Genomic DNA, 25,553 nt, shown 5'->3' on the forward strand with positions numbered 1-25,553 from the left:
ATACCAACAAAATGCTAAGCTAGAGTTCTTTTTTGGGTTCAACTATGGCTTCTGGGTCTATGTCTTTATTTATAATATGAATATCCTGTTGTGAAAATGGTATAACAATATTATGTTCTTTTAATGTTTTGTCAATTGCAATTATCAATTCACTTCTAGTTTCATTATCAAAATCAAAATGACTTATCCAATATTTAAGAACTAAATCAATTGAACTGTCGCCAAATTTAGTAAACCAAATTGCTGGCATTGGTTTCATCAGTACATTTTGATTTTTTTCAAGGATTTCAAAAAGTAATTTTTTGGTTAATTCCAAATCGGTTCCGTAGGCTACTCCAAATCGGATTTCCGATCTTCGACTGCTACTTCCCAGAGTCCAATTGGTTAAATTTTGGTTTAATAATTCCCCGTTAGGAATGATTACATCGGCTCCATCAAATGTTGTGACCACGCTACTTCTAATGCCAATTGATTTCATTTTTCCGGACTGTGTACCAACTTCAATAATGTCGTCCAAACTCACTGGTTTTTCAAAGGCGATGATTAATCCACTTATTAGATTGTTTACAAGGCTTTGCATACCAAAACCAATACCAACTCCCAATGCACTAATGATTAAGGTTATTTTGTCCAAAGGAATTCCAGCAGATGCAAAAGCAAGTAAAACACCTAAAGTTACAATGGTTATACGGGATAGAAATAACCAACTTCCAAAATTTTTGGTTTTATTTTTAGAGTTGATGATTTGATTGTCTGAAGCCAAAAAAGAAACTACTCTTGAAAGGAAACTGGACAATAGAATCACAAGAATGAATGTTATAATATTTTCAAATGTGAATGTGATGTTTCCGAGACTTCTAGGCTCTGAGATGGTATTTCGGAAAGGATCAACGAAATTTTGAAAAGTATAGGTATTTCTTACCATCAACAAGAACCAACAAAGAAAGAGAATTAGATAAAAACCAAGGGTAAATTGATGAGGGATGCCGTATAGAGCTTTCTTTGTTTTATCTTCATCATCAGATTCTAGAATTTTGGATATCAAATTAATTTCTTTGACAATAATAAAAGTGGTATATAGAGAAAATATCACTATAATGGTGTAAACTCCTTTTGTCATTAGAAATTTACCTAAATTATAATGTCCATTTAGCAAATAATAGAATGAAAAGAATTGAAGGATGGTTGCTATAATAATATACCATAAATATACTTTTCTTTGGATTTGTGCCCTGTTAACGAATGCATAAACACCTATCCCAATCCCTAAACAATTAATCGCCAAAATTAAAAAGGATTCCCCAACAAAGTGAATCAAAATTATAATATCAAAAAAAGCAATCAAATTCAATAAAAAAATTGCTACCCAGATTTTCCAAACAAATGTATTGATCGATTTCCACATCAATAAGGTTAATGAAATGGTCGATATTGTCCAAATTATAATTGAAAAAATAAGAGGTGGCATAGGAAGAACGAATTGATATAAATTCAGGACAGCCAAAAGAGCGGTTGCAATAGGACTGTTTAGAATATATATATCAAACAACATATTTTTTTCATACCCCAACTCAAGAAATTTTCTCTTTTGCAATTTAAAATATATTGCAGCGCCAATTATTAGAACCAGCATCATAATAATAGCGTTTATATTGTTTATCAGATAAAAATATAATACCAAATAGTTCGTTTTTAATGAAAAAGCCAAAGGGTCTTCAACCATTATTTTTTTAATGTCAGGGCGCTCAAAAACAGGGACTTTTTTGGTTAATAATTGATCTACTTCTAATTTTCGGAGTCTGTCATTTTCAATTATATCGGATTCAATTTTAAATTTTAATTGGTCTCCCATAATTTCCAGTGTTTGGATACTGTCCACTGCATTTTTTAATCTTCCAGAGATTAGATTGATGTCGGTGTTCATCTTCAGAGATTGCAGACGGTAAATCTCTCTGGCAACAGAATCGGTAGGAACATAATACAGATTTTTTTCAGCCACCAAGGAATCGATTTTCTCTTGTGTTCTGCTTAACTGTTGGTTTTCTGTGCTTATTTTTTTTAAGCGATTGCTTGTACGTTTTAATAACTCATCAAGTAAGATGGAAGTTGAACTAAGATTTCTATCGGTTAAAACCCTGAATTTCTTCCCAACAATACCCTTAACTGCAAATTGTTCCCATTCTTTCAATTGATGGATTTCTGCAGTAATGTCTTTGTAAGCATATCCTCTTGTTAATAGAAACTTAGCGTTTTGAACTTCTAATTCAATTGAATTGAATATTTTATTTTGTTTTTGAACTTTTTGGTAGTTTATGTATTTTTCCAGTCTCGCTTTCTTTTCATTTTCCGCTTTGCTTTCAAGCATAAGCTGGTTTATTTTATTTTTGATTCCAATTTCTTTAACGATGGAATCCATTTCTTTTTTTTGGTTTTGGCCAGTAACTGAAAGAAAGGAGAATAGAGCAAAAAAAATGAAAACAAATTTCCAACTATTACCGTTATCATTCTTGTTCGGGTTTATATTTTGAAACGTAAATTTTAACATGGGATATGATGTATTTTTAATTGCGTAATTTTTTTTTGAATAAGTGTTTAATAAATGTATTTGTAGGAATTAAAAAAAAAGGCCTCAATATATTTATTCATCATTGGAATCAACAGAACAATTAAATTTCTATTTAGAATGCTTGTTTTTCTTACTATTTTAATTGAAGATTAATAGATGATGTATGTCAAATTTAACAAAAAAATATTAGTTTTTGCTACATAAACTTAAAAAAGAGTTTCTTATAAATATTGGGGAATGTTATCAATTATGGGGATAAAAAAAACCTGAACTTACATTCAGGTTTTTTAATTATTGTTATTCTATTTCTTGAATCAGATTCATAAATAGTAAAACTTATGGATTATGCTTTTTTGTTTTTTCCAAAATTGAATTTCACTTTTTCAACAATTGGCGTTTTACCATTACCTTTTGGGTACTGCTTTTTTGCAGGTTTTTTTGCCGTGTTAGATTTTCCTGAAGCTTGATCACCTCTTGCTCTTTCTTCATCTTTCGCTTTTGGTTTAAATTCCGTTCTTTTGGAATCGCCTTCTTTCACTGGAATTTGAGCTTTGTGTTTAGCAATAACCTCATTTGGGTTTTTAGGATTTTCTTTGGTTCCTCTCAAATGAATTACTAATCCGTTTAGGAAATTACGCAATACCTGATCTCCACATTCCACGTAATTTTCGTGTTTTTCATCACGAAAAAAAGCTCCTAATTCTGATTTTGAAATTCTAAAATCTACCAATTCTAAAATTTCCACTATCTGATCATCGCGTAACATCAAGGCTACACGAAGTTTTTTGAATATATCGTTATTTGTCATTTTTATGTATTTAAAGGGCAAAGATAAGCATTTACAAAATGAATTTGTTGTTATTGTTTTCTTGGTAGTAAAAACACTTTATGAATAATTTGAAATTAGATTTAAAATCAATTATTTTTGGGTGTTAATAATTAGAATTATTTTCTAAAAAATTGTTTAACCGCCATATATAAAGTGTCTCAAAGATTATTGTTAATTATGAAGAAAATTTTAATAAGTTTCGTTCTCTTTTTTGGTTTAATATCTGCTCAAGCCCAATCAGGCCATGAAATCAAGATTAATTTAAAGAATTGTAAAGATACCATCGCTTATCTAGCCTTTTACCAATTTGATAAATTGTATATTTCTGATACCTGCAAAAAAGTAGTGAACGGAAATATTGTGTTCAAGGGAAAGAAAAATTTAGACAAAGGAGTTTACTTTTTATTAAGTCAGGAAAAAGGCAATTATTTTGATTTCATCATAGACGAACAGACTCAAAAGCAACAAATCACTTCGGATAAAACCAATTTACTTGAGAATTTAAAAGCCGTTAACTCCAAACAAAATGAAAACTTCTTCAACTACATTCGTTTTGTCTCTACCAAAAACAAAGAGTTCGATACTTTTAAAAAGTCAATAAAAGAACAAAAAAAAACAGATTCTACAGCACTTTTGACAAAGGAATTCAAAGTATTGAATGAGGCTATTATGCAAAATGATTTGAATACTGTTACCCAAAATAAAGGAAATTACCTCTCTGAAATAATCAATTTAAAATCCGAAAAAGTAGCCAAGGATATTCCAAAAGCAACTAACGGAAGACCTGACAGCATTTTCTCCTATCATTATTACAAAAATCATTTTTGGGATGGAGTCAATTTTCAGGATGATGCCATGTTATACAACCCATTTTTCGCCAATAAAATAAAGCAATATTTTAATACAGCTGTGGTACAGCATCCCGATTCAATTTGTGTAGAGATTGACCGCATGATGCTAAAAACAAAGCAAGGAACCAAAATGAATATGCTTTTGTTAGCTTATTTTACCCAAACCTACGAAATTCCAAAAATCATGGGAATGGACAAAGTATTTGTCTATATGGTTGATAATTATTTCAAAACTGGCAAAGCCAAAGGTGTTTATGATGATAGTGTAATCAAAATTATAATAAACAGAGGTAATGTTTTAGCTCCGTTGCAACTCGGAAAAATGGCTCCTGAGCTTTATATGATAGACATTCCAGGTCATGATAAAATTGCTAAAATGGGTTTTGATACCGCCAAAACGAGTGAAGAAATCACCAAAATCTATTATGATAATAAGCCTGAAATTGAACAATCCTATGTGACTTTATCAAGTATAAAAGCCGATTATTTAATTCTGCTTTTTTGGGATGTGGACTGCGGTCATTGCCAAAAAGAAGTTCCGAAAATACTGGAGTTATACCACGATATGTTGAAAGAAAAGAAAGATGTCAAAGTTTTTGGGGTTTATACCCAAAATGAATTCGATAAATACAAAAAATACATCATTGATAATAAAATCGATTGGATTAATGTCTATGACGGAGTTCACATCAATAATCTTAAGGATAAATATGATGTCGTGACAACTCCCGTGATTTATATTCTTGATAAAAACAAAATTATCAAGGCCAAAGGAATTGGTTCTGAAGCCATAAAAAGTATCATTACCCAAATGGAAAAAGAATATTCCAAAAAATAAAGATTTAAGAATGATGATTAACGATTTTTGTTGTTGTTGTTGTTGTTGTTGTTGTTGTTGTTGTTGTTGTTGTGAAATCTAAAATCTAAAATCGTTAATCAAAAATCAGAAATCAGAAATTAATAACCCAACCATAGAAAAGCATCTGTAAAACCATCTCTCCAGAGCTTCTCGTTGTGATGGCCTCCTTTTACAATTACTTTTTTATTGAGATGCAGGCAATAGCAACGATTTGTGTTCAGCAAAAGCTCCATATGATTGAGGTCGGTTACCATACTGTCATCATCCCCTTCCGAATCACCACAGAGAAAGTAAATTTTAGCTTTAAGTTTTTTACTATTTGACATATAATCATTTATGTCTTTTCGATTGATCCAAAATGCTGGAGAAAAGACACCCGCTTTTCCAAAAACGTCCGGATATTTTATAACGGCATAAAAAGAAACCAAACCTCCCAATGAACTTCCCATAATGGTTGTGTTTTTAGCATTGGTTTTAGTTCTGTATTTTTTGTCGATTTCAGGTTTTAGGGTATTAACAATAAATTCGAGGTATTTATCAGCATTTCCACCACCATATTTTTCGTTTTTGTAGGGAGTTAATTCTTCTAAACGTTTGTCACCACCGTTTTCAATACCCACAACAATTACTTGTGCACTTAAACTGTCCAGTTTTTCGTCCACATTCCATTCTCCAGCAAAGGAAGTTTTGGCATCAAACAAATTTTGAGCATCATTCATATAAATGACAGGATATTTTTTGGTCGAAGTTTCGTAATTTTTAGGTAAGTAAAGCCAAATTTTTCTACTTGTTTTTAGTTGAGGAGCTTCGATGGTAAAAGTAGAAACCTGTTTGGAAGCGGTACTTTCTTGAGCAGTTGTTTTACTAAGAAATAAAAATAACGGGATTAGGAAAATTAACTTCAAGGTGATTTAATTTTTAGATTTAAAAAAAAAGAATATTTTAGCTAAAATAAATAATTAGATGAACACACACGTAGAAAAAATCAATTTGTTGTCTGAAATGATTGCATTTTCAGTTGTAGATGGCCGATTGCATGAACGCGAATATCAATTTGTTTGGATTGTTGCACAAGAATTAGGAATCAGTAAAAAAGAGTTCAGCGATTTATTTCATCAAGAATTACCTTCTGGCGTTATAAAATCAGAATTTGAAAGAATTCAGCAATTTTATCGTTTGGCATTATTGATGCACGTTGATGGTGTTTTACATCGAAAAGAAGAAGATGCCATTCGCCAAATTGCTATCAATATGGGGTTGAATCCAAGTGCAACGAATCGTATTCTTAAACTAATGAAAACATCTCCCAATGCAATGATACCTGCAGAAGTATTATTGGAACATTTTCAGGAACAACATAATTAATGAATTTTTGCTTGTAAAGCTTTAATCTCATCACGCAGTTTTGCCGCTTGCATAAAGTCCAAATCTTTTGCTGATTTCTCCATTGCTTTTCGTTTTTCACGAATGAGTTTTTCTAAATCGGGTTTGGACATATAAGCAGTTTCAGGTTCGGCTGCAACATTCATAATGTGTCCCAATTCATACTCAACCAATTTATTGTTGGTAAAGGCACTTTCGATTTTTTTATTTAAAGCTTGAGGAACTACATTATTCTCTAAGTTGAAATTAATTTGCTTTGTTCTTCTGTAATTGGTTTCATCAATAGTTTTTTGCATACTATTGGTGATTTTGTCGGCATACATTATAGCTTTTCCGTTTAGGTTTCTTGCCGCACGACCTATGGTTTGGGTGAGCGAACGATGACTTCTCAAGAATCCTTCCTTGTCTGCATCAAGTATGGCAACCAATGAAACTTCGGGTAAATCCAATCCTTCTCTTAATAAGTTCACTCCAATTAAAACATCAAATATTCCTTTTCGCAAATCCTGCATAATTTCGATGCGTTCCAGTGTGTCAACATCAGAGTGAATGTAACGACAACGAATGGACACTTTAGTCAGGTATTTAGCTAGTTCTTCGGCCATTCTTTTGGTCAAAGTTGTCACCAAAACTCTTTCGTCCAATTCACAACGTTGCTGAATTTCCTCAATCAAATCATCGATTTGGTTTAGACTCGGGCGAATTTCAATTATCGGATCCAATAAACCTGTTGGGCGTATCACTTGTTCTACATATACACCATCACATTTTTGCAATTCATAGTCGGCTGGAGTTGCAGAAACATAGATAACTTGGTTTTGCATGGCTTCAAATTCGTCAAACTTCAATGGTCTATTATCCATTGCTGCCGGCAATCGGAAACCATATTCCACTAAATTTTCTTTACGGCTCCTGTCCCCACCATACATCGCTTGCACTTGTGAAATGGTTACGTGGCTTTCGTCAACAACCATCAAAAAATCTTTTGGAAAGTAGTCCAATAAACAGAAAGGTCTCGATCCAGCTTCTCTTCCGTCCAAATAGCGTGAATAGTTTTCGATTCCAGAGCAATAACCTAATTCCCGAATCATCTCCAAATCAAAATTGGTTCGCTCTTCGAGTCTTTTAGCTTCAAGGTGTTTACCTACTTCTTTGAAATAATCAACCTGTTTGACCAAATCCTGTTGGATTTCCCAAATCGCTCCATTCAACACATCAGGAGAGGTTACAAACATGTTGGCTGGATAAATAGTCAGTTTTTCGTATCGTTCAATGACTTTAGCTGTCTTTACATCAAAGCTTTCAATTTCTTCTATTTCATCTCCAAAAAAATGAATTCTAAAAGCATCATCTGCATAACTTGGATATACTTCAACCGTATCTCCTTTTATGCGAAAATTTCCGGGAGTAAAATCGGCTTCTGTTCTGGAATAAAGACTTTGAACCAAACTTTTCAATAATTTGGTTCTGGAAATCATCTGGTTTTTCTCTACAGCAATAACGTTCTTTTGAAATTCTACAGGGTTTCCAATACCATAAATACAGGAAACTGAAGCTACCACTATTATATCTCTTCGACCAGAAAGAAGAGAAGATGTAGTGCTTAAACGCATTTTTTCCAGCTCTTCATTGATAGATAAATCCTTCTCGATGAAAACGCCGGTAACTGGCATAAAAGCTTCTGGCTGGTAATAATCGTAATAGGAAACAAAATATTCCACAGCATTATTTGGAAAAAACTGTTTGAATTCTGAATATAATTGTGCCGCCAAGGTTTTATTGTGTGCCAAAATCAAAGTAGGACGTTGTATTTCCTGAATGACATTGGCCACCGTAAATGTTTTTCCGGAACCAGTAACCCCAAGCAAAGTTTGAAATTGTTCACCATCCAGCACGCCCTGAGTTAATTTCTGAATGGCTTGTGGTTGATCCCCTTTGGGTTGGTATTCGGATATGACTTGGAAATTCATTTGTAAGGAACGATGGTTCGTAGATGAAAAGGTTGAAAATATCTATTTGTAAAATTTCGGATTTCTGCTAATGTGACGAACTCTAATTATGAAAATAATTTTCTGGGTAATTTTATATGAAATACGATAATTTAATTTTTCAAAAGCCCTAAAATTTTCATTAATTGGGATTCTCATTTCATCCGTTTCATAAATTTCCCAATCTGTTTTAAGTATTAAAACTGAATTTACTAGTGAATCAATGACTTTGTCAGGGATCGTAAAACTTTTAGTTTCTTCAAGTAAATAAAAATAAATGTCTTCTAATTGATTTTGAGAAGTCAAAGTCCAGACTATCTCTTTTTCCATTCAGCTATTTTTTCTAAAACTTGATTATGGGAAAATACATTTCCATTAGCAATATCATTTTCGGATTTTTGTAAATCTTGATTATAGCTTTCAATGCTTTCTGATTTACTGTCCAAAATTGTATTTATCGCCGACAAAAAAACTTCATCATCAATTTCGGATATTTTAGAAATCAATATATTTTTTAATTCGATTGTGCTCATAAGAAAATAATTTACACAAATTTAATCAAAAGAGTGTTAAGAATAGTAGAACTTACAATTTTTCTATTAAGTTTTATCATAGAATCTGAGGGGTATAATTCTTTATGAATGTATTCTATTCAATTAAAATTATAAAAAACTTGTATTGAGGTTTACTTTAAAAAATCAACAATAATTTCATTCACCTCATTGGATTGATCCATACTTAAAAAATGACCTGCATTTTTAATAGTTTCTGTTTTGTCATTACTTAAAAATTCATTGGCACGCAATAGGCTTTTCTCTGAATTGATGACATCATAATCACCAATAAGTACTAAAACGGGTATCGTTATCATTTTTAATTCGTCATCAGAGAAAGGTTGCATTTGTAAAAAACTAGCATTGGATTTAGAATATTTATTTGCCAAATAAAATTGTTTTTTATAAACAGAATTAATTTTATCGGGATAATAGGAAAAAGCGTCGAGTGTTTTTTTGAATTTATTTTTGTTTGGAAAGAATTTTAAAAATAATGCCGATGATGCTTTTCCTTTTTGATCCACACCGTCAAAAGTTTGTGCTGGACTTAGTAATACTAGTTTGTTAATTTTACTATTTTTTTGGATTGTCAATAGTGTTGCAATCCATCCGCCTCGTGAAGCTCCAATTATATCAATATTTTTGAATTTATAATAGTTAAAAATTTGAGTGTACCAATTTACGATTTCATCAGAAGTAAGTGAATTTCCTTTAAATTCAGATTTTCCAGCTTCCATCAAGAAGTCAATTGCATATACTCGATGATTTTTGGATAATGCTGCACTGTTAGGAAACCACATAGTAGAACTTGCATCCATACCATGAAGTAAAAGTAGTGGTTTGGCATCTTTTGGACCACTAATAATGATATGAGCTTTGCCAAAACTGGTAGCTATGTATTCTTCTTTATAGGGAACTTTCCAAAGTTGTAATGACTTATTGTAAGAGTTAATGTATTGTGTTTTTTCTTTTTTTCTTTTAAAAACGTATTCGTCAATTTTCTTCTCTTTGGATACGCTACAGCTTATAAGTAGAACAAATACAATGATTTTGGATACTAATTTATACATAGCGATTAAGTTGAATTTCTTTTAAATGTAGTGAAAGCAAATGGTTTTTTAACTTTTCTTACTGCTTTAAAAAGTGATTCATGCTTAAAATTGAAAATCAGTTTTTTACAAATATTAAAATTTCCAAGCCTTTTGTTGTGCTTCGCTCATAAAAGTCCAGGCAACGATTCGGCTTGTTTTTTGACCTTGTGCCATTTCTATAGTTTTATGAATGGCAGCCACATTATTCAAGGTTTTGTAGATTGTATTCAAATTGGATTGTTTGGATACTAATGTGGTAAACCAAAGGCATTGCATTGGATACTTGGCACTCTCAAAAATCATTTGCTTGATAAAGCCCAATTCCCCGCCTTCACACCATAATTCGGCATTATGACCACCAAAATTAAGTACTGGTTTTATTATTTTAGAAGTATTTGGAACCAAATTATTTACTTTTCGAAGGCTACTTTTTGTTGCTTCTTCGGAAGAAGAATGGAAAGGAGGATTACAAATGGTAAAAGTGAATCGATCCTCTGGAGCTATAATGTTTTTGAAAATAAAACGGGAGTTTACCTGTAATTGCAAACTGATTGCTTCAGTAAGTTTTGGATTATTGCTTATAATTTTTTTGCAATTCTGAATCGCATTTTCATCAATATCAGTCCCTACGAAAGACCAACCATAGATTGAATTTCCAAGAATCGGATAAATGCAATTGGCACCAATACCGACATCAAGTCCCATTACGGTTTCTCCTTGCGGAATTACACCATTGTTTGTAGTTGCCAATAAATCGGCAAGATAATGAATATAGTCTGCTCTACCTGGAATTGGCGGGCAAAGGAAATCGGCAGGAATATCCCAATTTTGAATATCATAATTGGTGATTAACAAAGCATTGTTAAGCGCTTTTACCGCAGTTGGATTACTAAAGTCAATTGTTTCAATGTCGTGTTCGTTGACAAAAACAAATTCACCCAATTCGGGATAATTTAGTGTCAATAGTTCAAAGTTATATCCAAATCGGTGTAGATTTCTTGGATGTAAAGTTGTTTTTTCGGTATTCTTTGTTGATTTCATTTCCTAAATTTCGCTGCAAAGATAGTCAATCCTTTCTTGAAATTGATACAATGCTTATTTACAGCTGTTTTTGTTTGTCTTTATTACAAAAACCAAGCCAAAGCATTTGATATATAGCAAATTACATATTTCAACATTAAGAGAATGGGATATTTTTTTGCTTGAAAAGCACTTTTTGTGTAAAGTACAATTTTAAAAGAGACATAAATTTAATCTAGCTTTAGCACTTTGAATACCAAAGTCTTAGTATTTTCTTTTAGAATTAAACAAATTTAACTAATCGATACATTCCATTAATAATAAGTCGCCATCACTGTGGTTGATGGTAACAATTCCGTCATTGGCTACAGCATTACTGCTTCCCGTTCTATAACCCATAGTCAAGGTATCATTTTCCAAAGGATAGACTAAATTTTGAGAATAGATTCCGTTTACAATTCCAATAGGAATTAATGAAATAGGTGTACCTGCGGTGTACCATTTTTCAAATTTATTGGGAAGCAAAAATATTTTGGAGTGGTCGTCGAGTATGACGATTTTAATTAAATTTCGATAACGAACAATATTCGTGAGATTAGTAATGGTATGGTCAGCTCTTTTTCCTGTGGCCCAAACGACATTTACGGCAGGAATTTTTCTGTCGATTAAGTAATCCAGTGCTTTCTCCAAATCGGTTTTGTTTTGGTCTGGAGTGTGGATAATTTCAATTGGATATTGGGAGGTTTGGTATTTTTCGGGGTCAAAACCACGGTCAAAATCTCCCAAAAGTACGTCAACTTTTACATCTAGTTCCATTACGCGTTCCATGGCCGAGTCCAGTACAATTACCAGTGGTGACCATTCCAGTAACTGTCCCAATAATTCTGGATGACAAGCAGCTCCGTTGGCAATAATTAAAGCGGGTTCTTGGTCGTCGCGAACGATATGGTGTGAAGACATTTTACTTTAGATTTTAGAATACAGATTTCAGAAAGCAGAACTCAGATTCTAGATTTCAGAAAATAGAAGTTAGAACAAAGAATTTCAGATTTTTTGTAAAAGTATGAAAAATCTAAATTCTAAAAGCTTAAATCTGCATTCTAAAATCTAGAATCTGAAACCTTCTGTCATTAGCCCTGATTGAAACAGAAAGCCCGGAACTCTAAAAACTTATTTTTTCTTGCCCTAAAAGAGCGACCAAAGGAAGCTCCTTTTAGGGTATAGAAAAATTGTTTTTAGAGTGAGGACTTGTCGTGGAAAGCAGGAATAGCTCCTTATTTTATTCAATAGTATATTCTTTGGAGTCGATTTCGCTTACTGAAAAATAGCCCAAAGGATAATTGTTCGAATTGGTAGTATTGACTACGTTACCTCTGACAGTTGATGGTGGGGACTGAAACGGACCGCCGCCGTTTTGCCCCGCTAGGCTAACAATAATACTCATGTAGTTGTAATAACTTTTGGAAATGCCCAAATGGGTAATGTTGATTTTTCCTCCCACTTTTAAAGAGTCATTTTGTGAGATACTAAAAAATTCATTTCCGTTAAAAAAAGTATCATCGTCTGTATAGAGATTTGACGTTTTTTGATTTTCATAATTATAATGGTATAAATAGAAATTAACTTCATCGGCAGGGTCATTAAAATAGGCTTTTACCTCAATGTCTTTTCCGGAAAATCCTCCATCATTCTTTTGCACAAATTTTGTAATGGCCGCAACTGGGTACATTTTTTCGGTGGCAGTATATGTTTCCCCATTTGTTACAATGGTTAACGTGTAGGTTTCATTTAGTTGAGGTTCAAAATCAGAACAAACATAGACTCCTGTTTTGGGGTTTTCAATAAAATTAAAAATTTTGTTGGAACTATTGGTCACGGTTACAACGGCTCCGGAGACCACAGGAATTACGTTTTCAAAATAACCCGTTGAGGTGGTCAATTTTATATATTGAATGTTACCATCTGTTCCTTTTTGCCAGTTGATTGCCGCTTCAATAGCCAATCTTGGTGCTGCAGTATCAACATCTACTTGAATAACTTCTTCACAGCCTGTGCATACAAAAGCGAAGATTAATATTATGGTTGCCATTATTTTTTTCATGAGTTCTATGTTTTGTTTCTTGCCTGAGCAAAAAAGTTTTTTAAAATTTGAAATTATAACTTACTGCTGGAACAATACCAAAAATTGATGTTTTGACAGCTTCGTTTGCACCGGTGTCGATATTTTCTCTAAAGCCAACCGAGGCAGCATTTTTTCTATTGTAAACGTTGTAAATACTAAAAACCCATTCGCTTCTCCAACTTTTATTGTAATTTGGTTTTGGAGTTAATGTGGCCGAAAGATCCAAATGATTAAAAGAAGGTAATCGTTCCTTATTGCGCAATCCGTAAATTGGGATGGTCATTCCCAGGTATTGGTACTGTCCGTTTGGATAAGTGGCAGGCTGTCCCGTTTGATAAATGAAGTTGGTACCAAAAGACCATTTTGGATTAAGATAATAAGAACCGGTTACAGCTAGATTGTTGACTTTATCGTAAGCAGTATTGTACCATTGGCCATTGTTTATTCCTGTTTCTTCAGGCGTTCGTCCTGGGGTTTGCTGTTCGGATTTTGAAAGTGTATAGGATATCCAACCAGTTAAATTCCCTTCATTCTTTTTAAGCATCAATTCCAATCCATAAGAACGTAATTGGCCATTCAATAAAACTTGCTCAATTGCTTTATTGGCAATCAGGTTTGCTCCATCAATATAATCCAATCTGTTTTGCACTTCTTTATAAAAACTGCTCAGCTCGGCAGAATAGGCTCCTTCCTTAAATTTTCTAAAATACCCTAAGGCTACTTGGTCGGCAATTTGAGGTTTGATATAGGTCCCACTTGGAGTCCAAACATCCAATGGAGTTGGTGAAGAAGTGTTGGAAATCAACTGTAAATACTGAACCATTCTGTTGTAACTCGCCTGAAAAGATTGATTATCGTTGAGCTGGTAATTCACAGTTAAACGTGGTTCCAAGTTGTTAAAGCTTTTAATTACTTCATTTTTGTTGTAAACCTTTGTACCAATCGGAGTCGCTTTTTCATAGATTTGAAACTCCGAATTGAACAAAACGGGATTGTTATTCTCATACAAATTTTCAGTATAAGTTCCCACATTGTAAAACAAACTGTAACGCAATCCATAATTAATATCTAATCGATCAGTTATTTTTTGTTCGGCATTGATATAAATAGCGGGTTCATATGCATACTTTTTTTCGAGTTGATCAGGATTAATTCCAGATTCAGGACTTGAAGGTTTGATAGTTCCTGGATTGAATTCATAGTAAATAGCATTTACGCCATAATTCAATTTTAGTTTGTCTGAAATATAACTTCTCAAATCGTATTTGATATTAAAATTTCTAATACCAGATCTCCATTCAAAACCAACAAAATCAAGATCTAGACCATAATAATAGTCACTATAAATAGCGGATAGATTGGAAAACAATTTATCTGAAAATAAGTGATTCCATCGGGTATTAAAAGTGGTATTCCCATATATATTGGTAAAACTTTTATTCAATGCAAATACATCTCGACCAAAATAGCCCGACATGTATAAATTATTATTTGGGTCTAATTTATAACTCAATTTTGCATTCAAATCATAAAAATAGGCGGCGTTGTCTTTTTGCTCTTCGGATAGTTTCAAAAATAAATGCGCATACGAAGCACGGCCGGCAATAAGGAAAGAACCTTTATCTTTTACTATTGGACCTTCGGCCAAAAGACGGCTGCTAATTAATCCAATTCCTCCATTCATATGGAAATCATTACTATTTCCATCTTTTTGATAAATGTCCAAAACCGAAGATGCCCTTCCTCCATATCGGGCTGGAATTCCGCCTTTGTAGAGTTTGATATCCTTGATAGCGTCTGGATTAAAAATAGAAAAGAACCCAAAAACGTGTGAGGAATTAAAAATACTGGCTTCGTCCATCAAAATTAAATTCTGGTCGGCACCTCCTCCACGAACATTAAATCCGGAGGCTGCTTCGCCAGCACTGGTAACACCTGGAAGTAATAAAATGGATTTGATAATATCGACTTCTCCCAGTACAACCGGCATTTTTTTGATTGTTGCAACCGAAAGTTTGTTTACGCCCATTTCAGGTTTTCGATTTTCCGTTTGACTATCATTGCCATTGATAACAACTTCTTTCAAAACATTTTCGTCACCCGTTAATTTGAAATTCTTTTTGGTGTTTTTATCCAAATTAATCGTTTCCTCAATTGTCTGAAACCCTATTGAGGTGATTTGAATTTTATAACTCCCTTTTGGCAATGTGATGGAATAAAAACCATACTCATTTGTAGTAACTCCAGTTTTTAATTCAAGTATTGAAATATTGACTCCAATTAATGTTTCATTACTATGGTCATCTGCGATGGTTCCGCTAAGAGTGAATTTTTGTTTAGCTGATTCGTTATTGCTCGCATCTTGCGAAAAAGTATGTAACGAAGTGAGTAATAGTATAAGTATGTAAATAATTTTCTTTGAAATCATTGCTTTTCTTTTGAATTACAAATGTCATTAAAATAGGATTAATTCCTATATATAAGATGTTAATCTATAGTTAATAACGCTTGTTTATTTTTAGTTTTGGGATTGTGAGGAATATTGCTAAAAATAGTAAGGAGCGAATGAATGGGCTTTATCGGCAAACAAAGTTCCTGCTGTCCGCTATATTCCATCAGGGCTAAAGAGCCAGCATATTCTATTTTTGAAAAAAAACAAAACTACTATCATTACCAATACCTTAAATATAAACTCTCACATGATTCCAAAAAAAAGCATCCGTTTGTGGCGGATGCTTTAATTAAAATTGGTTTAGGTTTATCTTGAAGAAATCACTTTTTGAACACTGCTTCCTTTATCAGTAGTTACTTTTACAAAATAAACTTCATTTTGTCCTGTACGATTAAGGTTCAGTTGAACTTCTTTGTTAAAATGACTGTTAGAATCTCTTTTTGAAAGTATCTTATTTCCCTGGGAATTAAACACTTCTATTAATACTTGTGAGGCATCTTCAAAATTATATCTGACAGTAAGTTGATCTTTGAAAGGAACTGGGAATACTGTAAAACCGGCTTTTTCGGTTTTGTCTGCGGACGTTTTTTCAGAAGAAATTTTCCCCGTCGGAGTACCGGCTAGACCTGCTGGACAATCCTTGGTCGCACTACTACAACTAGCAGGTGTAGAAGTACAACCTGCCCCATTTGTAACAGTAACACTTGGATTAGATCCCGCAGCGAGATTACCAAATATCACTGGTGAACCCGATGCTAGAATACTTGACCCTCCAACTAATGTATAAGTGGATCCACTAATTGGATTACATACCTCAATACTACCCGCTGACGGTCCGCAAAGTGATGGCTCAGTTATCTTCAATGATGGTGCACCTGGTGTTCCAGGTTGTGGATTTACTGTTTTGTCAGGTCCTTGTGTACTACATATACCAATGGACGCAAAAAATTGATAAGTTCCTGGTATTACAAAACTGAACACACCACTTACTGCTGTATATTTTAGAACCCCACCTTGCTTAAGCGTATAGGAGACACCTGCTGTCGGCGATGTTACATTAACAATTCCCGTACCAACACTACAGGTCGGCTGGACTACCGTTGCCGCTGGAGCACCTATTGGAGTTGGTCCTCCAACGGTTATAGGTTTGGTAACACTACAGCCAGTAGGAACCGTAGAATCGGTAATGGTAACATTGTAATTACCTGCAGCAACATCATTAAAAGTTGTTGATCCACCGGCAGCAACGTTGACTGGGCTACCATTTCCTAATTTTACGCTGTAAGGAGGTATACCGCCAAATGGAACCACGGTAATGGAGCCACCAGCAGTACAAGTCGCACTTTGGGCAGTTACAGTTCCGTTAACTCCTGCATTGATTTCTATTGAAGGTAATGTACCACATTTTGGAGCAATTTTACTCGGATCCAATGGACATGATGCATTATCAGCAGCTGAAGTCCATGCTAAATACAAATTCCTAATAACCAATCTTTGCCCACATAAATATGCAATTTGATCAAAGGGTAAATCTGTTATTGTATTAGGTGGAACTGCGGATGTATTTCCAGGAAGAGGAGTACTATTACATCCACTTATTAGTGAAGAAGAAGCTAAAACATCTCCATTATATCTATCTAAAATTCCCCAGAAAGCAAAAGAAGTTCTGTTTGATCCTGTCGAATTTTTAATAGATAATATCAATGTTCTCACCACTGGAGCACCTGTTTCACATGCAATACATTCACCTTGATTAAACACTCTTGCTCCAACTAATTCTAAATCTTTGGAAGTACATCTCTTTTCAGATGGAAGATTAACAGCAACTTGAGCAAATGCAGAAGAAAAGCACAAGAAAAACACTATAGAAAACAGTAAACTTCGAGTTGCATTGCCAATCTCTTCTTGGTAAATAAACTGTGATTTTTGTAAATCAGATTCAGAAATTATTCTTTTGGAAAACAAGTAATATTTGATATCACTCAATATTGTTCCCAAAAATTTAAAAGTCGTTTTATTTTTCATAATAATTTGATTTATAAGTTAATACCAAATTACTAGTAACTAAGTTTCAGTAGAAATTGTGGTTTCGGAAAAAGGTAAATTCTTGTTTCATTCATTACATTTTTTAATTAGTCATCTGAAAATTTGAATAAAATTTTGGGTAAATACATCCTATTCGAAATTAGTTTTACGTGCAAATTTATCCACGAAAAACATTCTAAAAATGTATTTTTTTTAATAGTGATGCACGTAAAAAATTCTTTACTGCAAAAAAATGATTGGCAAAAAAATGCCATAGAATTAATTGAATCAGATACAAAGAAAGTTCTTTGACTTGGGAAGTAAAACTTAAAGATAAATACAAACACTTTTATGAATAAATTCATAAAGTACACATTCATCAAAAGATATTTTATTGTGGGGAGCAATAATCAAATTCTTTTTTACCAGTAAAAAAAATTACGTAACAAATTTAAATTCAATTATTTAGGGAATATAAAATTAATCATCATGTTTGTAAGTTGATCAAAAGATTTGAATTAATCGGGGAATAAACAATTATATCCGACAAACGACTTCTTAAATTAAGAAAACACTGTCTTTGTTAATTATAAAATATTAATAATGAGTAATTAATGTTTTTATCATTATTACTTAGCATCATTTAAATTGATAAGATTTTAAATGTAAGAAAATAGCTTTAGTATCAGTTAGATTGCATTTTCACTTTTTTACATGATTTAAAAAAAGCACCCGCTTTCAGCGGATGCTTTTAATTAAAAATGGTTTATCTTGAAGAAATTACTTTTTGTACGCTGCTTCCTCTATTGGTAGTTACTTTTACAATATAAACTTCTTCTTGACCTGTGTTTGTTAGGTTCAAAGAAATTTCTTTATTCAAATAACCATTGGCATCGTATTTAGTAATCACTAGATTTCCTTTTGCATTGAAGACCTCAATTTTCACATCAGAAGTATAATCAAAATTGTATCTAATAGTAAGTTGATCTTTGAAAGGAACAGGATATGCGGTAAAATCGTCTGTTTTGATTTTACTGGTTGTCGTTGTTTCTGTCGGAGCAACTACTTCAGTTGTTTTTGCAACAGCCGCTAAAGTAGTCGGTGCAGAACAATTACTAACAAGTATATCACCTGCTGTGGTATTATCTATAATTGTATTGACGCTAGATATGAAGTAAGCATGGTAATCTACTGATGGTGCAATTTGCCCAATAATAGTCTTCGTATCATATTTCACTGAGATAACATAAGTACGCCCCATTATTGCATTGGGTATTGTAACTTTCGCCTGTCCAGATCCTCTTGGCGTTTCTTTACCTGTGGCAATTTTTCCACAATTACCATCAAAAACAAATACTTGATCTTGCTGAATAGCAAATTCCTTAACATGAGGGTTAGAGGTATTAAATTGAGTTACTACAATATCTAGATTTCCATTTGATGGAGCTATAATCTTAGCATAATAGAAGAATACCCCAGGTGTTGCATTAGAAATTAGTGTTTTAGTTCCTTTTTTAGCAACTGTATAACAAATTTTATCTAATGGTGGCTGATTGTTTAAGAAAGTAGTACAAGTGGTTGCAGTTGGATAAATCAATCCACCACAGTTATTAACCGGAATTACTATAGATTTAATATCTGTACAACCGCCTAGATTTGCAGGCGCAGTCGCTTTAATCCAATAAGTTCCTGCACTGACAGAAGCTGCTACTGCACTTGTGATTTGTGAACCTGCTACACCATTATTGTCTAAATAGTAACTAAATGTTGTTCCGGAAGGTAATGTACTATTAGCAGTTATTGCAAGTGCTGTAAGATTTACAGTTCCGGGTGAACAAGGGATAGTTGGAGTTGTAATGACCAAAGCTGGTTTTGGATTAACAGTAATCATAAAACTCGTTGGAGCACCAGGACAGGTCAAACCACCACTAAGCAATTGAGGTGTAACTGTTATTGTTGCACTAATTGGAACCAAGCTTAAGTCGACTCCAGAAAATGCTCCAATTGAATTTGTACCACTAATTGCTGGTAATCCTATAGTTATATTAGTGGCTTCCCAAGTGTAGGAAGTACCACTACCGGAGAAAGTTACTGCAGCCACAGTTTCGCCATTACAAACCGTTTTGTTAGCTAATGGAGTAACCGATGGTGTCGCATTCACCGTAATGGTGAAGCTCGTCGTAGGACCGTCGCAGGTTACTCCGTTATTGAGATAATGCGGAGTAACGGTAATGGTTCCGCTAATTGGGCTCGAGGTTGCATTGGTTCCTGCAAATACGGCAATGTTACCCGTACCGCTTGCGCCCAATCCGATGGCTGTATTGCTGTTCGCCCAGGTATAGGAAGTGCTGGTTCCCCCGAAAGTCACCAAAGTGGTGTTTGTCCCTCTACAGATTGTCTGGTTGCCCACAGAATTAACCGATGGGGTCGGATTTACCGTAATGGTGAAGCTCGTCGTTGGACCGTCGCAGGTCACTCCGTTATTGAGATAATGCGGAGTAACGGTAATGGTTCCGCTAATTGGGCTCGAGGTTGCGTTCGTTCCTGCAAATGCGGCAATGTTACCCGTACCGCTTGCGCCCAATCCGATGGCTATATTGTCGTTAGCCCAGGTATAGGAAGTACCGGTTCCCCCGAAAGTCACCAAAGTGGTGTTTGCGCCTTTACAGATTGTCTGGTTGCCCACAGAATTAACCGATGGAGTCGGGTTCACCGTAATGGTGAAGCTGGTCGTAGGACCGTCGCAGGTAACCCCGTTATTGAGATAGTGAGGCGTAACGGTAATGGTTCCGCTGATAGGGCTCGAGGTTGCGTTGGTTCCTGCAAATGCTGGAATGTCTCCAGTTCCGCTAGCGCCCAGGCCGATGGCGATATTGCTGTTCGCCCAGGTATAGGAAGTACCGGTTCCCCCGAAGGTCACCAAAATGGTATTGGCACCTTTACAGATTGTTTGGTTACCCACCGAATTAACCGATGGCGTCGGATTCACCGTAATGGTGAAGCTGGTCGTAGGACCGTCGCAGGTAACCCCGTTATTGAGATAATGTGGCGTAACGGTAATGGTTCCGCTAATAGGACTCGAGGTTGCGTTGGTTCCTGCAAATGCGGCAATGTTACCAGTCCCGCTTGCACCCAATCCGATGGCTATATTGTCGTTAGCCCAGGTATAGGAAGTGCCAGTTCCTCCGAAAGTCACCAAAGTGGTATTGGCACCTTTACAGATTGTTTGGTTACTCACCGAATTAACTGATGGGGTCGGGTTCACCGTAATGGTGAAGCTGGTCGTTGGACCGTCGCAGGTCACTCCGTTATTGAGATAATGTGGCGTAACGGTAATGGTTCCGCTAATCGGGCTCGAGGTTGCGTTCGTTCCTGCAAATGCGGGAATATCTCCAGTTCCGCTTGCCCCCAATCCGATGGCTGTATTGTCGTTGGCCCAGGTATAGGAAGTACCGGTTCCTCCGAAAGTCACCAAAGTGGTGTTTGCGCCTTTACAGATTGTTTGGTTGCCCACCGAATTAACCGATGGAGTCGGATTCACCGTAATGGTGAAGCTGGTCGTAGGACCGTCGCAGGTAACTCCGTTATTGAGATAATGCGGCGTAACGGTAATGGTTCCGCTAATTGGACTCGAGGTTGCGTTCGTTCCTGCAAATGCGGCAATGTTACCAGTTCCGCTTGCCCCCAATCCGATGGCCGTATTGTCGTTAACCCAGGTATAGGAAGTGCCGGTTCCCCCGAAAGTCACCAAAGTGGTGTTTGCGCCTTTACAAACGGTTTGACTACCCACCGAATTAACCGATGGAGTCGGATTCACCGTAATGATGAAGCTGGTCGTTGGGCCGTCGCAGGTAACCCCGTTATTTAGATAGTGAGGCGTAACGGTAATGGTTCCGCTAATCGGGCTCGAGGTTGCGTTGGTTCCTGCAAATGCAGCAATGTTACCAGTTCCGCTTGCCCCCAATCCGATGGCCGTATTGTCGTTAGCCCAGGTATAGGAAGTGCCGGTTCCCCCGAAAGTCACCAAAGTGGTGTTTGCGCCTTTACAGATTGTCTGGTTGCCCACAGAATTAACTGATGGCGTTGGATTCACCGTAATGGTGAAGCTGGTCGTTGGACCGTCGCAGGTAACCCCGTTATTTAGATAGTGAGGCGTAACGGTAATGGTTCCGCTGATAGGACTCGAGGTTGCGTTAGTTCCTGCAAATGCGGCAATGTTACCAGTTCCGCTTGCCCCCAATCCGATGGCCGTATTACTGTTCGCCCAAGTATAGGAAGTGCCGGTTCCCCCGAAAGTCACCAAAGTGGTATTGGCACCTTTACAAACGGTTTGGTTACCCACCGAATTAACCGATGGCGTCGGATTTACCGTAATGGTGAAGCTCGTCGTAGGACCATCGCAGGTTACTTCGTTATTGAGATAGTGTGGCGTAACGGTAATGGTTCCACTGATAGGGCTCGAGGTTGCATTGGTTCCTGCAAATACGGCAATGTTACCAGTTCCGCTTGCCCCCAATCCGATGGCTATATTGTCGTTAGCCCAGGTATAGGAAGTGCCGGTTCCCCCGAAAGTCACCAAAGTGGTATTGGCACCTTTACAGATTGTTTGGTTACTCACCGAATTAACCGATGGAGTCGGATTTACTGTAATGGTGAAGCTGGTCGTAGGACCGTCGCAGGTAACTCCGTTATTGAGATAGTGAGGCGTAACGGTAATGGTTCCGCTAATTGGACTCGAGGTTGCGTTGGTTCCTGCAAATGCAGCAATGTTACCAGTTCCGCTAGCGCCCAGGCCGATGGCCGTATTGTCGTTAGCCCAGGTATAGGAAGTGCCGGTTCCCCCGAAGGTCACCAAAGTGGTGTTTGCGCCTTTACAGATTGTTTGGTTACCCACCGAATTAACCGATGGAGTCGGATTCACCGTAATGATGAAGCTGGTCGTTGGGCCGTCGCAGGTAACCCCGTTATTTAGATAGTGAGGCGTAACGGTAATGGTTCCGCTAATTGGACTCGAGGTTGCGTTGGTTCCTGCAAATGCAGCAATGTTACCGGTTCCGCTAGCGCCCAGGCCGATGGCCGTATTGTCGTTAGCCCAGGTATAGGAAGTGCCGGTTCCCCCGAAAGTCACCAAAGTGGTGTTTGCGCCTTTACAGATTGTTTGGTTGCCCACCGAATTAACTGATGGCGTCGGATTTACTGTAATGGTGAAGCTGGTCGTAGGACCGTCGCAGGTCACTTCGTTATTGAAATAATGCGGCGTAACGGTAATGGTTCCGCTGATAGGACTTGAGGTTGCGTTGGTTCCTGCAAATGCGGCAATGTTACCAGTTCCGCTAGCACCCAGGCCGATGGCGATATTGTCGTTAGCCCAGGTATAGGAAGTGCCGGTTCCCCCGAAAGTCACCAAAGTGGTATTTGCCCCTTTACAAACGGTTTGGTTGCCCACCGAATTAACCGATGGCGTCGGATTCACCGTAATGGTGAAGCTGGTCGTAGGACCGTCGCAGGTAACTCCGTTATTGAGATAGTGTGGCGTAACGGTAATAGTTCCGCTGATAGGGCTCGAGGTTGCGTTGGTTCCTGCAAATGCAGCAATGTTACCAGTTCCGCTTGCCCCCAATCCGATGGCCGTATTGTCGTTAGCCCAGGTATAGGAAGTGCCGGTTCCCCCGAAAGTCACCAAAGTGGTGTTTGCGCCTTTACAGATTGTTTGGTTGCCCACCGAATTAACTGATGGGGTCGGATTAACCGTTAACAAAGCTGAGTCGCTATTTGTTGGAGGACAACCATCACTAGTTAAAACCGCACGATACAAATTACCACTCATTGCAATTGTTACCCCGGTTAATGTCAATGTTGCATTTGTTTCACCTCCTATGTTCGCCCATGAACCATTAGGAACATAAACTTGCCATTGTATAGTAGGTTCAGGTGAGCCTCCTGAAGATTCAACCGTAAACGATGCATTTTCTCCAACACATTTTGTTTGATCAGTAGGATGAGGATCTATCGTTGGGGAAGTACAAGGAAGTTTACTTGCTGTTGCATCATCCACCTCAGAAAAAATTGGGAAACCATATTGATCTAATCCCCTTGAATATGCAATATTTGTAACAGAACCGTTATCTATATCATCTTGAGTAACCGTATAACTTCCTATAAATATCCAGATTTCCCCAACCTGGAGGATACCATCGCTATTACTATCACCTGTGTGGCTAGTGATATTACCTACTATATGATCATCCACTACAAAAGGATTGGTAATCGGCGCATCTGAAGTGACAGAATATGAATATGCTATAATGTCTCCTACGTTAGCGAATGGATTCCCTGAAGTAATGGTTTTAGCTATCTTAAGATTAGATACTCTTAAACAAGTTCCAATTTCAGTTATATGGTTATAAATGAAAGAGTGCTCATGGTTGTACTTATCAGTGAAAACAAATATATAAATACCAGCTTTAATTGTTGCGGTAGTATATGTGCCAGTCGTGAAAGAAGTAGTACCAAAGACCAAAGCAGATTTCCCGCTTGATATCAAAGTATATGGGCCACAGTTATTATTATCCTTCAAGGTCATGGAAAAATAACTATTACTAGATGTACAATTCTGCCCTGTTTCTATATCTTGAAAAATAATACTAAGACATCCATCGTCTGACGTTTGACTACAACCAATACCTTCAGCAATTTGATTATCAGTGGGACATGTTGTAACAGTTGTTGTAGCGGTATATGTCAGTGTAATAGGTGAATTATTACCACTAGCTCCTCCGCTATTACCAGTATAGTTATAGATAATCCCTGCTACGGTTATAGATCCTCCACTACAGGGATCCGTTCCAGTTCCTCCATGTTTACGAACAAAATCACATGCTATATTCCGGTCGGCAGCGTCATTTCCCGCATCGAATTTAAATGTGATTTTCCCAGCAGTTGCCCCGACGGTTGGAGTACATGCATAACTGTTAGGACATTGTCCCAACGCAGAAGACGGTAGCAATGCAAATAGTAAAAATGCAATCCAAAATGGATAAAAAATATTGGATATGATTTTAGTGGTATTAATTGAAATTTCAACTTGTGGAACACTAAAACTCACAGTCCTTTCCTGTGTTTCGGATTTGTTGATTTTTGAATTGAGACAATCTACGTTTTCATTTTTTAAAAAAACTAATGTAGGAATTCTGTTTTTCGATAGAAAGCAACCGATTATTTTGCTTATTAAAACTTCGAAAAATTGCTGTAGTGTAATATTCTTTTCCATAATAAAAAAAGTTTTTATAACCATAATCATTGAAAAGAAGGAAACCAGTAGACTTGGGAAATAAAATGTGCAGATAAATACATACCACCTCCATAAATGATTTATGAAGTACTCCATCATCAAAAGGATATTTTACTTTGGGGGAATAAACTAACTTTTATTAACCGTAAAGGGCTTAAAAAAAAAGTAAAATCAATTTTTGAATTATTAAAATGTGTGCGTAAGGGGTAAAGAGTTTTTTTTTTTGTTTTGGCCATAAAAATCCACTGTCGCATAGCCTGCATAAATAAATTTATGAGGAATACAATCATCAAAAGACATTCTATTGTGGGGTGCAATAACTAAATTCTTTTTTAACCGGTAAACTGTTTATTGAACAGTTTGAGGAATTAATTCTAAAATACTGCTAATTAAAAAGTCAAAAAAAGTAAGAAGTTAATGGGTTAGAAAATAAGCAATAAACAACACCTCCTTCATAATAAATCTATGAAGAGCACAATCACCAAAAGGATATTTTATTGTGGGGAGCAATAACCAAATTCT

The 25,553-nt window shown here is 36.0% G+C and carries 15 protein-coding genes; 2 read left to right on the forward strand and 13 right to left on the reverse strand.

The genetic code is table 11. The features are described from left to right. Nucleotides 1-19: 19 nt before the first annotated feature. Both AC1DY0_RS00870 and AC1DY0_RS00875 read right to left on the reverse strand, forming a co-directional pair. Complete coding sequence (locus tag AC1DY0_RS00870) at nucleotides 20-2,416, reverse strand: mechanosensitive ion channel family protein (protein WP_477186799.1); 2,397 nt, start codon at nucleotides 2,414-2,416, stop codon at nucleotides 20-22. Between the two features lie 493 nt (nucleotides 2,417-2,909). Next, nucleotides 2,910-3,374, reverse strand: a complete 465-nt coding sequence (locus AC1DY0_RS00875; protein WP_477186800.1) for a DUF1456 family protein — start codon at nucleotides 3,372-3,374, stop codon at nucleotides 2,910-2,912. 198 nt (nucleotides 3,375-3,572) lie between these two features. Here AC1DY0_RS00875 and AC1DY0_RS00880 point away from each other — a divergent pair, with 198 nt between their 5' ends. Continuing rightward, on the forward strand, nucleotides 3,573-5,084 hold the full coding sequence (locus AC1DY0_RS00880) for a redoxin domain-containing protein (protein WP_477186801.1): 1,512 nt from the start codon (nucleotides 3,573-3,575) through the stop codon (nucleotides 5,082-5,084). Nucleotides 5,085-5,203: 119 nt separating this feature from the next. Here AC1DY0_RS00880 and AC1DY0_RS00885 read toward each other — a convergent pair whose 3' ends face one another. Continuing rightward, entirely contained in the window at nucleotides 5,204-6,010 is an 807-nt protein-coding gene (locus AC1DY0_RS00885; protein ID WP_477186802.1) for an alpha/beta hydrolase, read from the reverse strand. Between the two features lie 58 nt (nucleotides 6,011-6,068). Here AC1DY0_RS00885 and AC1DY0_RS00890 point away from each other — a divergent pair, with 58 nt between their 5' ends. Then, nucleotides 6,069-6,470, forward strand: coding sequence for a TerB family tellurite resistance protein (locus tag AC1DY0_RS00890; RefSeq protein ID WP_477186803.1), 402 nt, complete (start codon nucleotides 6,069-6,071; stop codon nucleotides 6,468-6,470). Here AC1DY0_RS00890 and uvrB read toward each other — a convergent pair. The 10 genes from uvrB to AC1DY0_RS00940 all read right to left on the reverse strand — a co-directional run bounded on the left by uvrB (nucleotide 6,467) and on the right by AC1DY0_RS00940 (nucleotide 25,010). Next, nucleotides 6,467-8,458 carry an excinuclease ABC subunit UvrB gene (gene uvrB / locus AC1DY0_RS00895; protein ID WP_477186804.1) on the reverse strand — a complete coding sequence of 664 codons (1,992 nt, stop codon included), beginning with the start codon at nucleotides 8,456-8,458 and terminating at the stop codon, nucleotides 6,467-6,469. The two genes, AC1DY0_RS00890 and uvrB, sit on opposite strands and share 4 nt — an antisense overlap. 42 nt (nucleotides 8,459-8,500) lie before the next feature. Further along, the gene (locus tag AC1DY0_RS00900) at nucleotides 8,501-8,806 is read right to left on the reverse strand and encodes a type II toxin-antitoxin system RelE/ParE family toxin (protein WP_477186805.1); all 306 of its coding nucleotides are present in this window, start codon (nucleotides 8,804-8,806) and stop codon (nucleotides 8,501-8,503) included. After that, on the reverse strand, nucleotides 8,791-9,009 hold the full coding sequence (locus tag AC1DY0_RS00905; RefSeq protein WP_477186806.1) for a hypothetical protein: 219 nt from the start codon (nucleotides 9,007-9,009) through the stop codon (nucleotides 8,791-8,793). The genes AC1DY0_RS00900 and AC1DY0_RS00905 overlap by 16 nt, the downstream gene beginning before the upstream one ends. Nucleotides 9,010-9,161: 152 nt before the next feature. Then, on the reverse strand, nucleotides 9,162-10,100 hold the full coding sequence (locus AC1DY0_RS00910) for an alpha/beta fold hydrolase (RefSeq protein ID WP_477186807.1): 939 nt from the start codon (nucleotides 10,098-10,100) through the stop codon (nucleotides 9,162-9,164). A gap of 114 nt (nucleotides 10,101-10,214) precedes the next feature. Further along, nucleotides 10,215-11,162, reverse strand: a complete 948-nt coding sequence (gene rlmF, locus AC1DY0_RS00915) for a 23S rRNA (adenine(1618)-N(6))-methyltransferase RlmF (RefSeq protein WP_477186808.1) — start codon at nucleotides 11,160-11,162, stop codon at nucleotides 10,215-10,217. Nucleotides 11,163-11,438: 276 nt separating this feature from the next. Then, nucleotides 11,439-12,101, reverse strand: a complete 663-nt coding sequence (locus tag AC1DY0_RS00920) for a thiamine diphosphokinase (RefSeq protein WP_477186809.1) — start codon at nucleotides 12,099-12,101, stop codon at nucleotides 11,439-11,441. A 319-nt stretch (nucleotides 12,102-12,420) separates the two neighbouring features. Continuing rightward, nucleotides 12,421-13,242 (reverse strand): DUF4249 family protein, encoded by an 822-nt coding sequence (locus AC1DY0_RS00925; RefSeq protein WP_477186810.1) that lies wholly within the window; start codon nucleotides 13,240-13,242, stop codon nucleotides 12,421-12,423. 40 nt (nucleotides 13,243-13,282) lie between these two features. Next, nucleotides 13,283-15,691, reverse strand: a complete 2,409-nt coding sequence (locus AC1DY0_RS00930) for a TonB-dependent receptor (RefSeq protein ID WP_477186811.1) — start codon at nucleotides 15,689-15,691, stop codon at nucleotides 13,283-13,285. 330 nt (nucleotides 15,692-16,021) lie between these two features. After that, nucleotides 16,022-17,740: a T9SS type A sorting domain-containing protein gene (locus tag AC1DY0_RS00935; protein ID WP_477186812.1), complete on the reverse strand. Its 1,719-nt coding sequence runs from the start codon at nucleotides 17,738-17,740 to the stop codon at nucleotides 16,022-16,024. Between the two features lie 766 nt (nucleotides 17,741-18,506). Next, the gene (locus tag AC1DY0_RS00940) at nucleotides 18,507-25,010 is read right to left on the reverse strand and encodes a T9SS type A sorting domain-containing protein (protein ID WP_477186813.1); all 6,504 of its coding nucleotides are present in this window, start codon (nucleotides 25,008-25,010) and stop codon (nucleotides 18,507-18,509) included. Nucleotides 25,011-25,553 lie beyond the last annotated feature (543 nt).

The sequence above is a fragment of the Flavobacterium sp. P1_E4 genome, from assembly GCF_056405915.1.

What these genes read in the sequence shown, in the direction of transcription:
- AC1DY0_RS00880 (WP_477186801.1), top strand. Translation starts at nt 3,573, where the DNA reads ATGAAGAAAATTTTAATAAGTTTCGTTCTCTTTTTTGGTTTAATATCT.
- AC1DY0_RS00940 (WP_477186813.1), bottom strand. Translation starts at nt 25,010, where the DNA reads ATGGAAAAGAATATTACACTACAGCAATTTTTCGAAGTTTTAATAAGC.
- AC1DY0_RS00920 (WP_477186809.1), bottom strand. Translation starts at nt 12,101, where the DNA reads ATGTCTTCACACCATATCGTTCGCGACGACCAAGAACCCGCTTTAATT.
- AC1DY0_RS00935 (WP_477186812.1), bottom strand. Translation starts at nt 17,740, where the DNA reads ATGAAAAATAAAACGACTTTTAAATTTTTGGGAACAATATTGAGTGAT.
- AC1DY0_RS00870 (WP_477186799.1), bottom strand. Translation starts at nt 2,416, where the DNA reads ATGGATTCCATCGTTAAAGAAATTGGAATCAAAAATAAAATAAACCAG.
- AC1DY0_RS00910 (WP_477186807.1), bottom strand. Translation starts at nt 10,100, where the DNA reads ATGTATAAATTAGTATCCAAAATCATTGTATTTGTTCTACTTATAAGC.
- AC1DY0_RS00925 (WP_477186810.1), bottom strand. Translation starts at nt 13,242, where the DNA reads ATGAAAAAAATAATGGCAACCATAATATTAATCTTCGCTTTTGTATGC.
- AC1DY0_RS00905 (WP_477186806.1), bottom strand. Translation starts at nt 9,009, where the DNA reads ATGAGCACAATCGAATTAAAAAATATATTGATTTCTAAAATATCCGAA.
- AC1DY0_RS00900 (WP_477186805.1), bottom strand. Translation starts at nt 8,806, where the DNA reads ATGGAAAAAGAGATAGTCTGGACTTTGACTTCTCAAAATCAATTAGAA.
- AC1DY0_RS00930 (WP_477186811.1), bottom strand. Translation starts at nt 15,691, where the DNA reads ATGATTTCAAAGAAAATTATTTACATACTTATACTATTACTCACTTCG.
- uvrB (WP_477186804.1), bottom strand. Translation starts at nt 8,458, where the DNA reads ATGAATTTCCAAGTCATATCCGAATACCAACCCAAAGGGGATCAACCA.
- rlmF (WP_477186808.1), bottom strand. Translation starts at nt 11,162, where the DNA reads ATGAAATCAACAAAGAATACCGAAAAAACAACTTTACATCCAAGAAAT.
- AC1DY0_RS00890 (WP_477186803.1), top strand. Translation starts at nt 6,069, where the DNA reads ATGAACACACACGTAGAAAAAATCAATTTGTTGTCTGAAATGATTGCA.
- AC1DY0_RS00875 (WP_477186800.1), bottom strand. Translation starts at nt 3,374, where the DNA reads ATGACAAATAACGATATATTCAAAAAACTTCGTGTAGCCTTGATGTTA.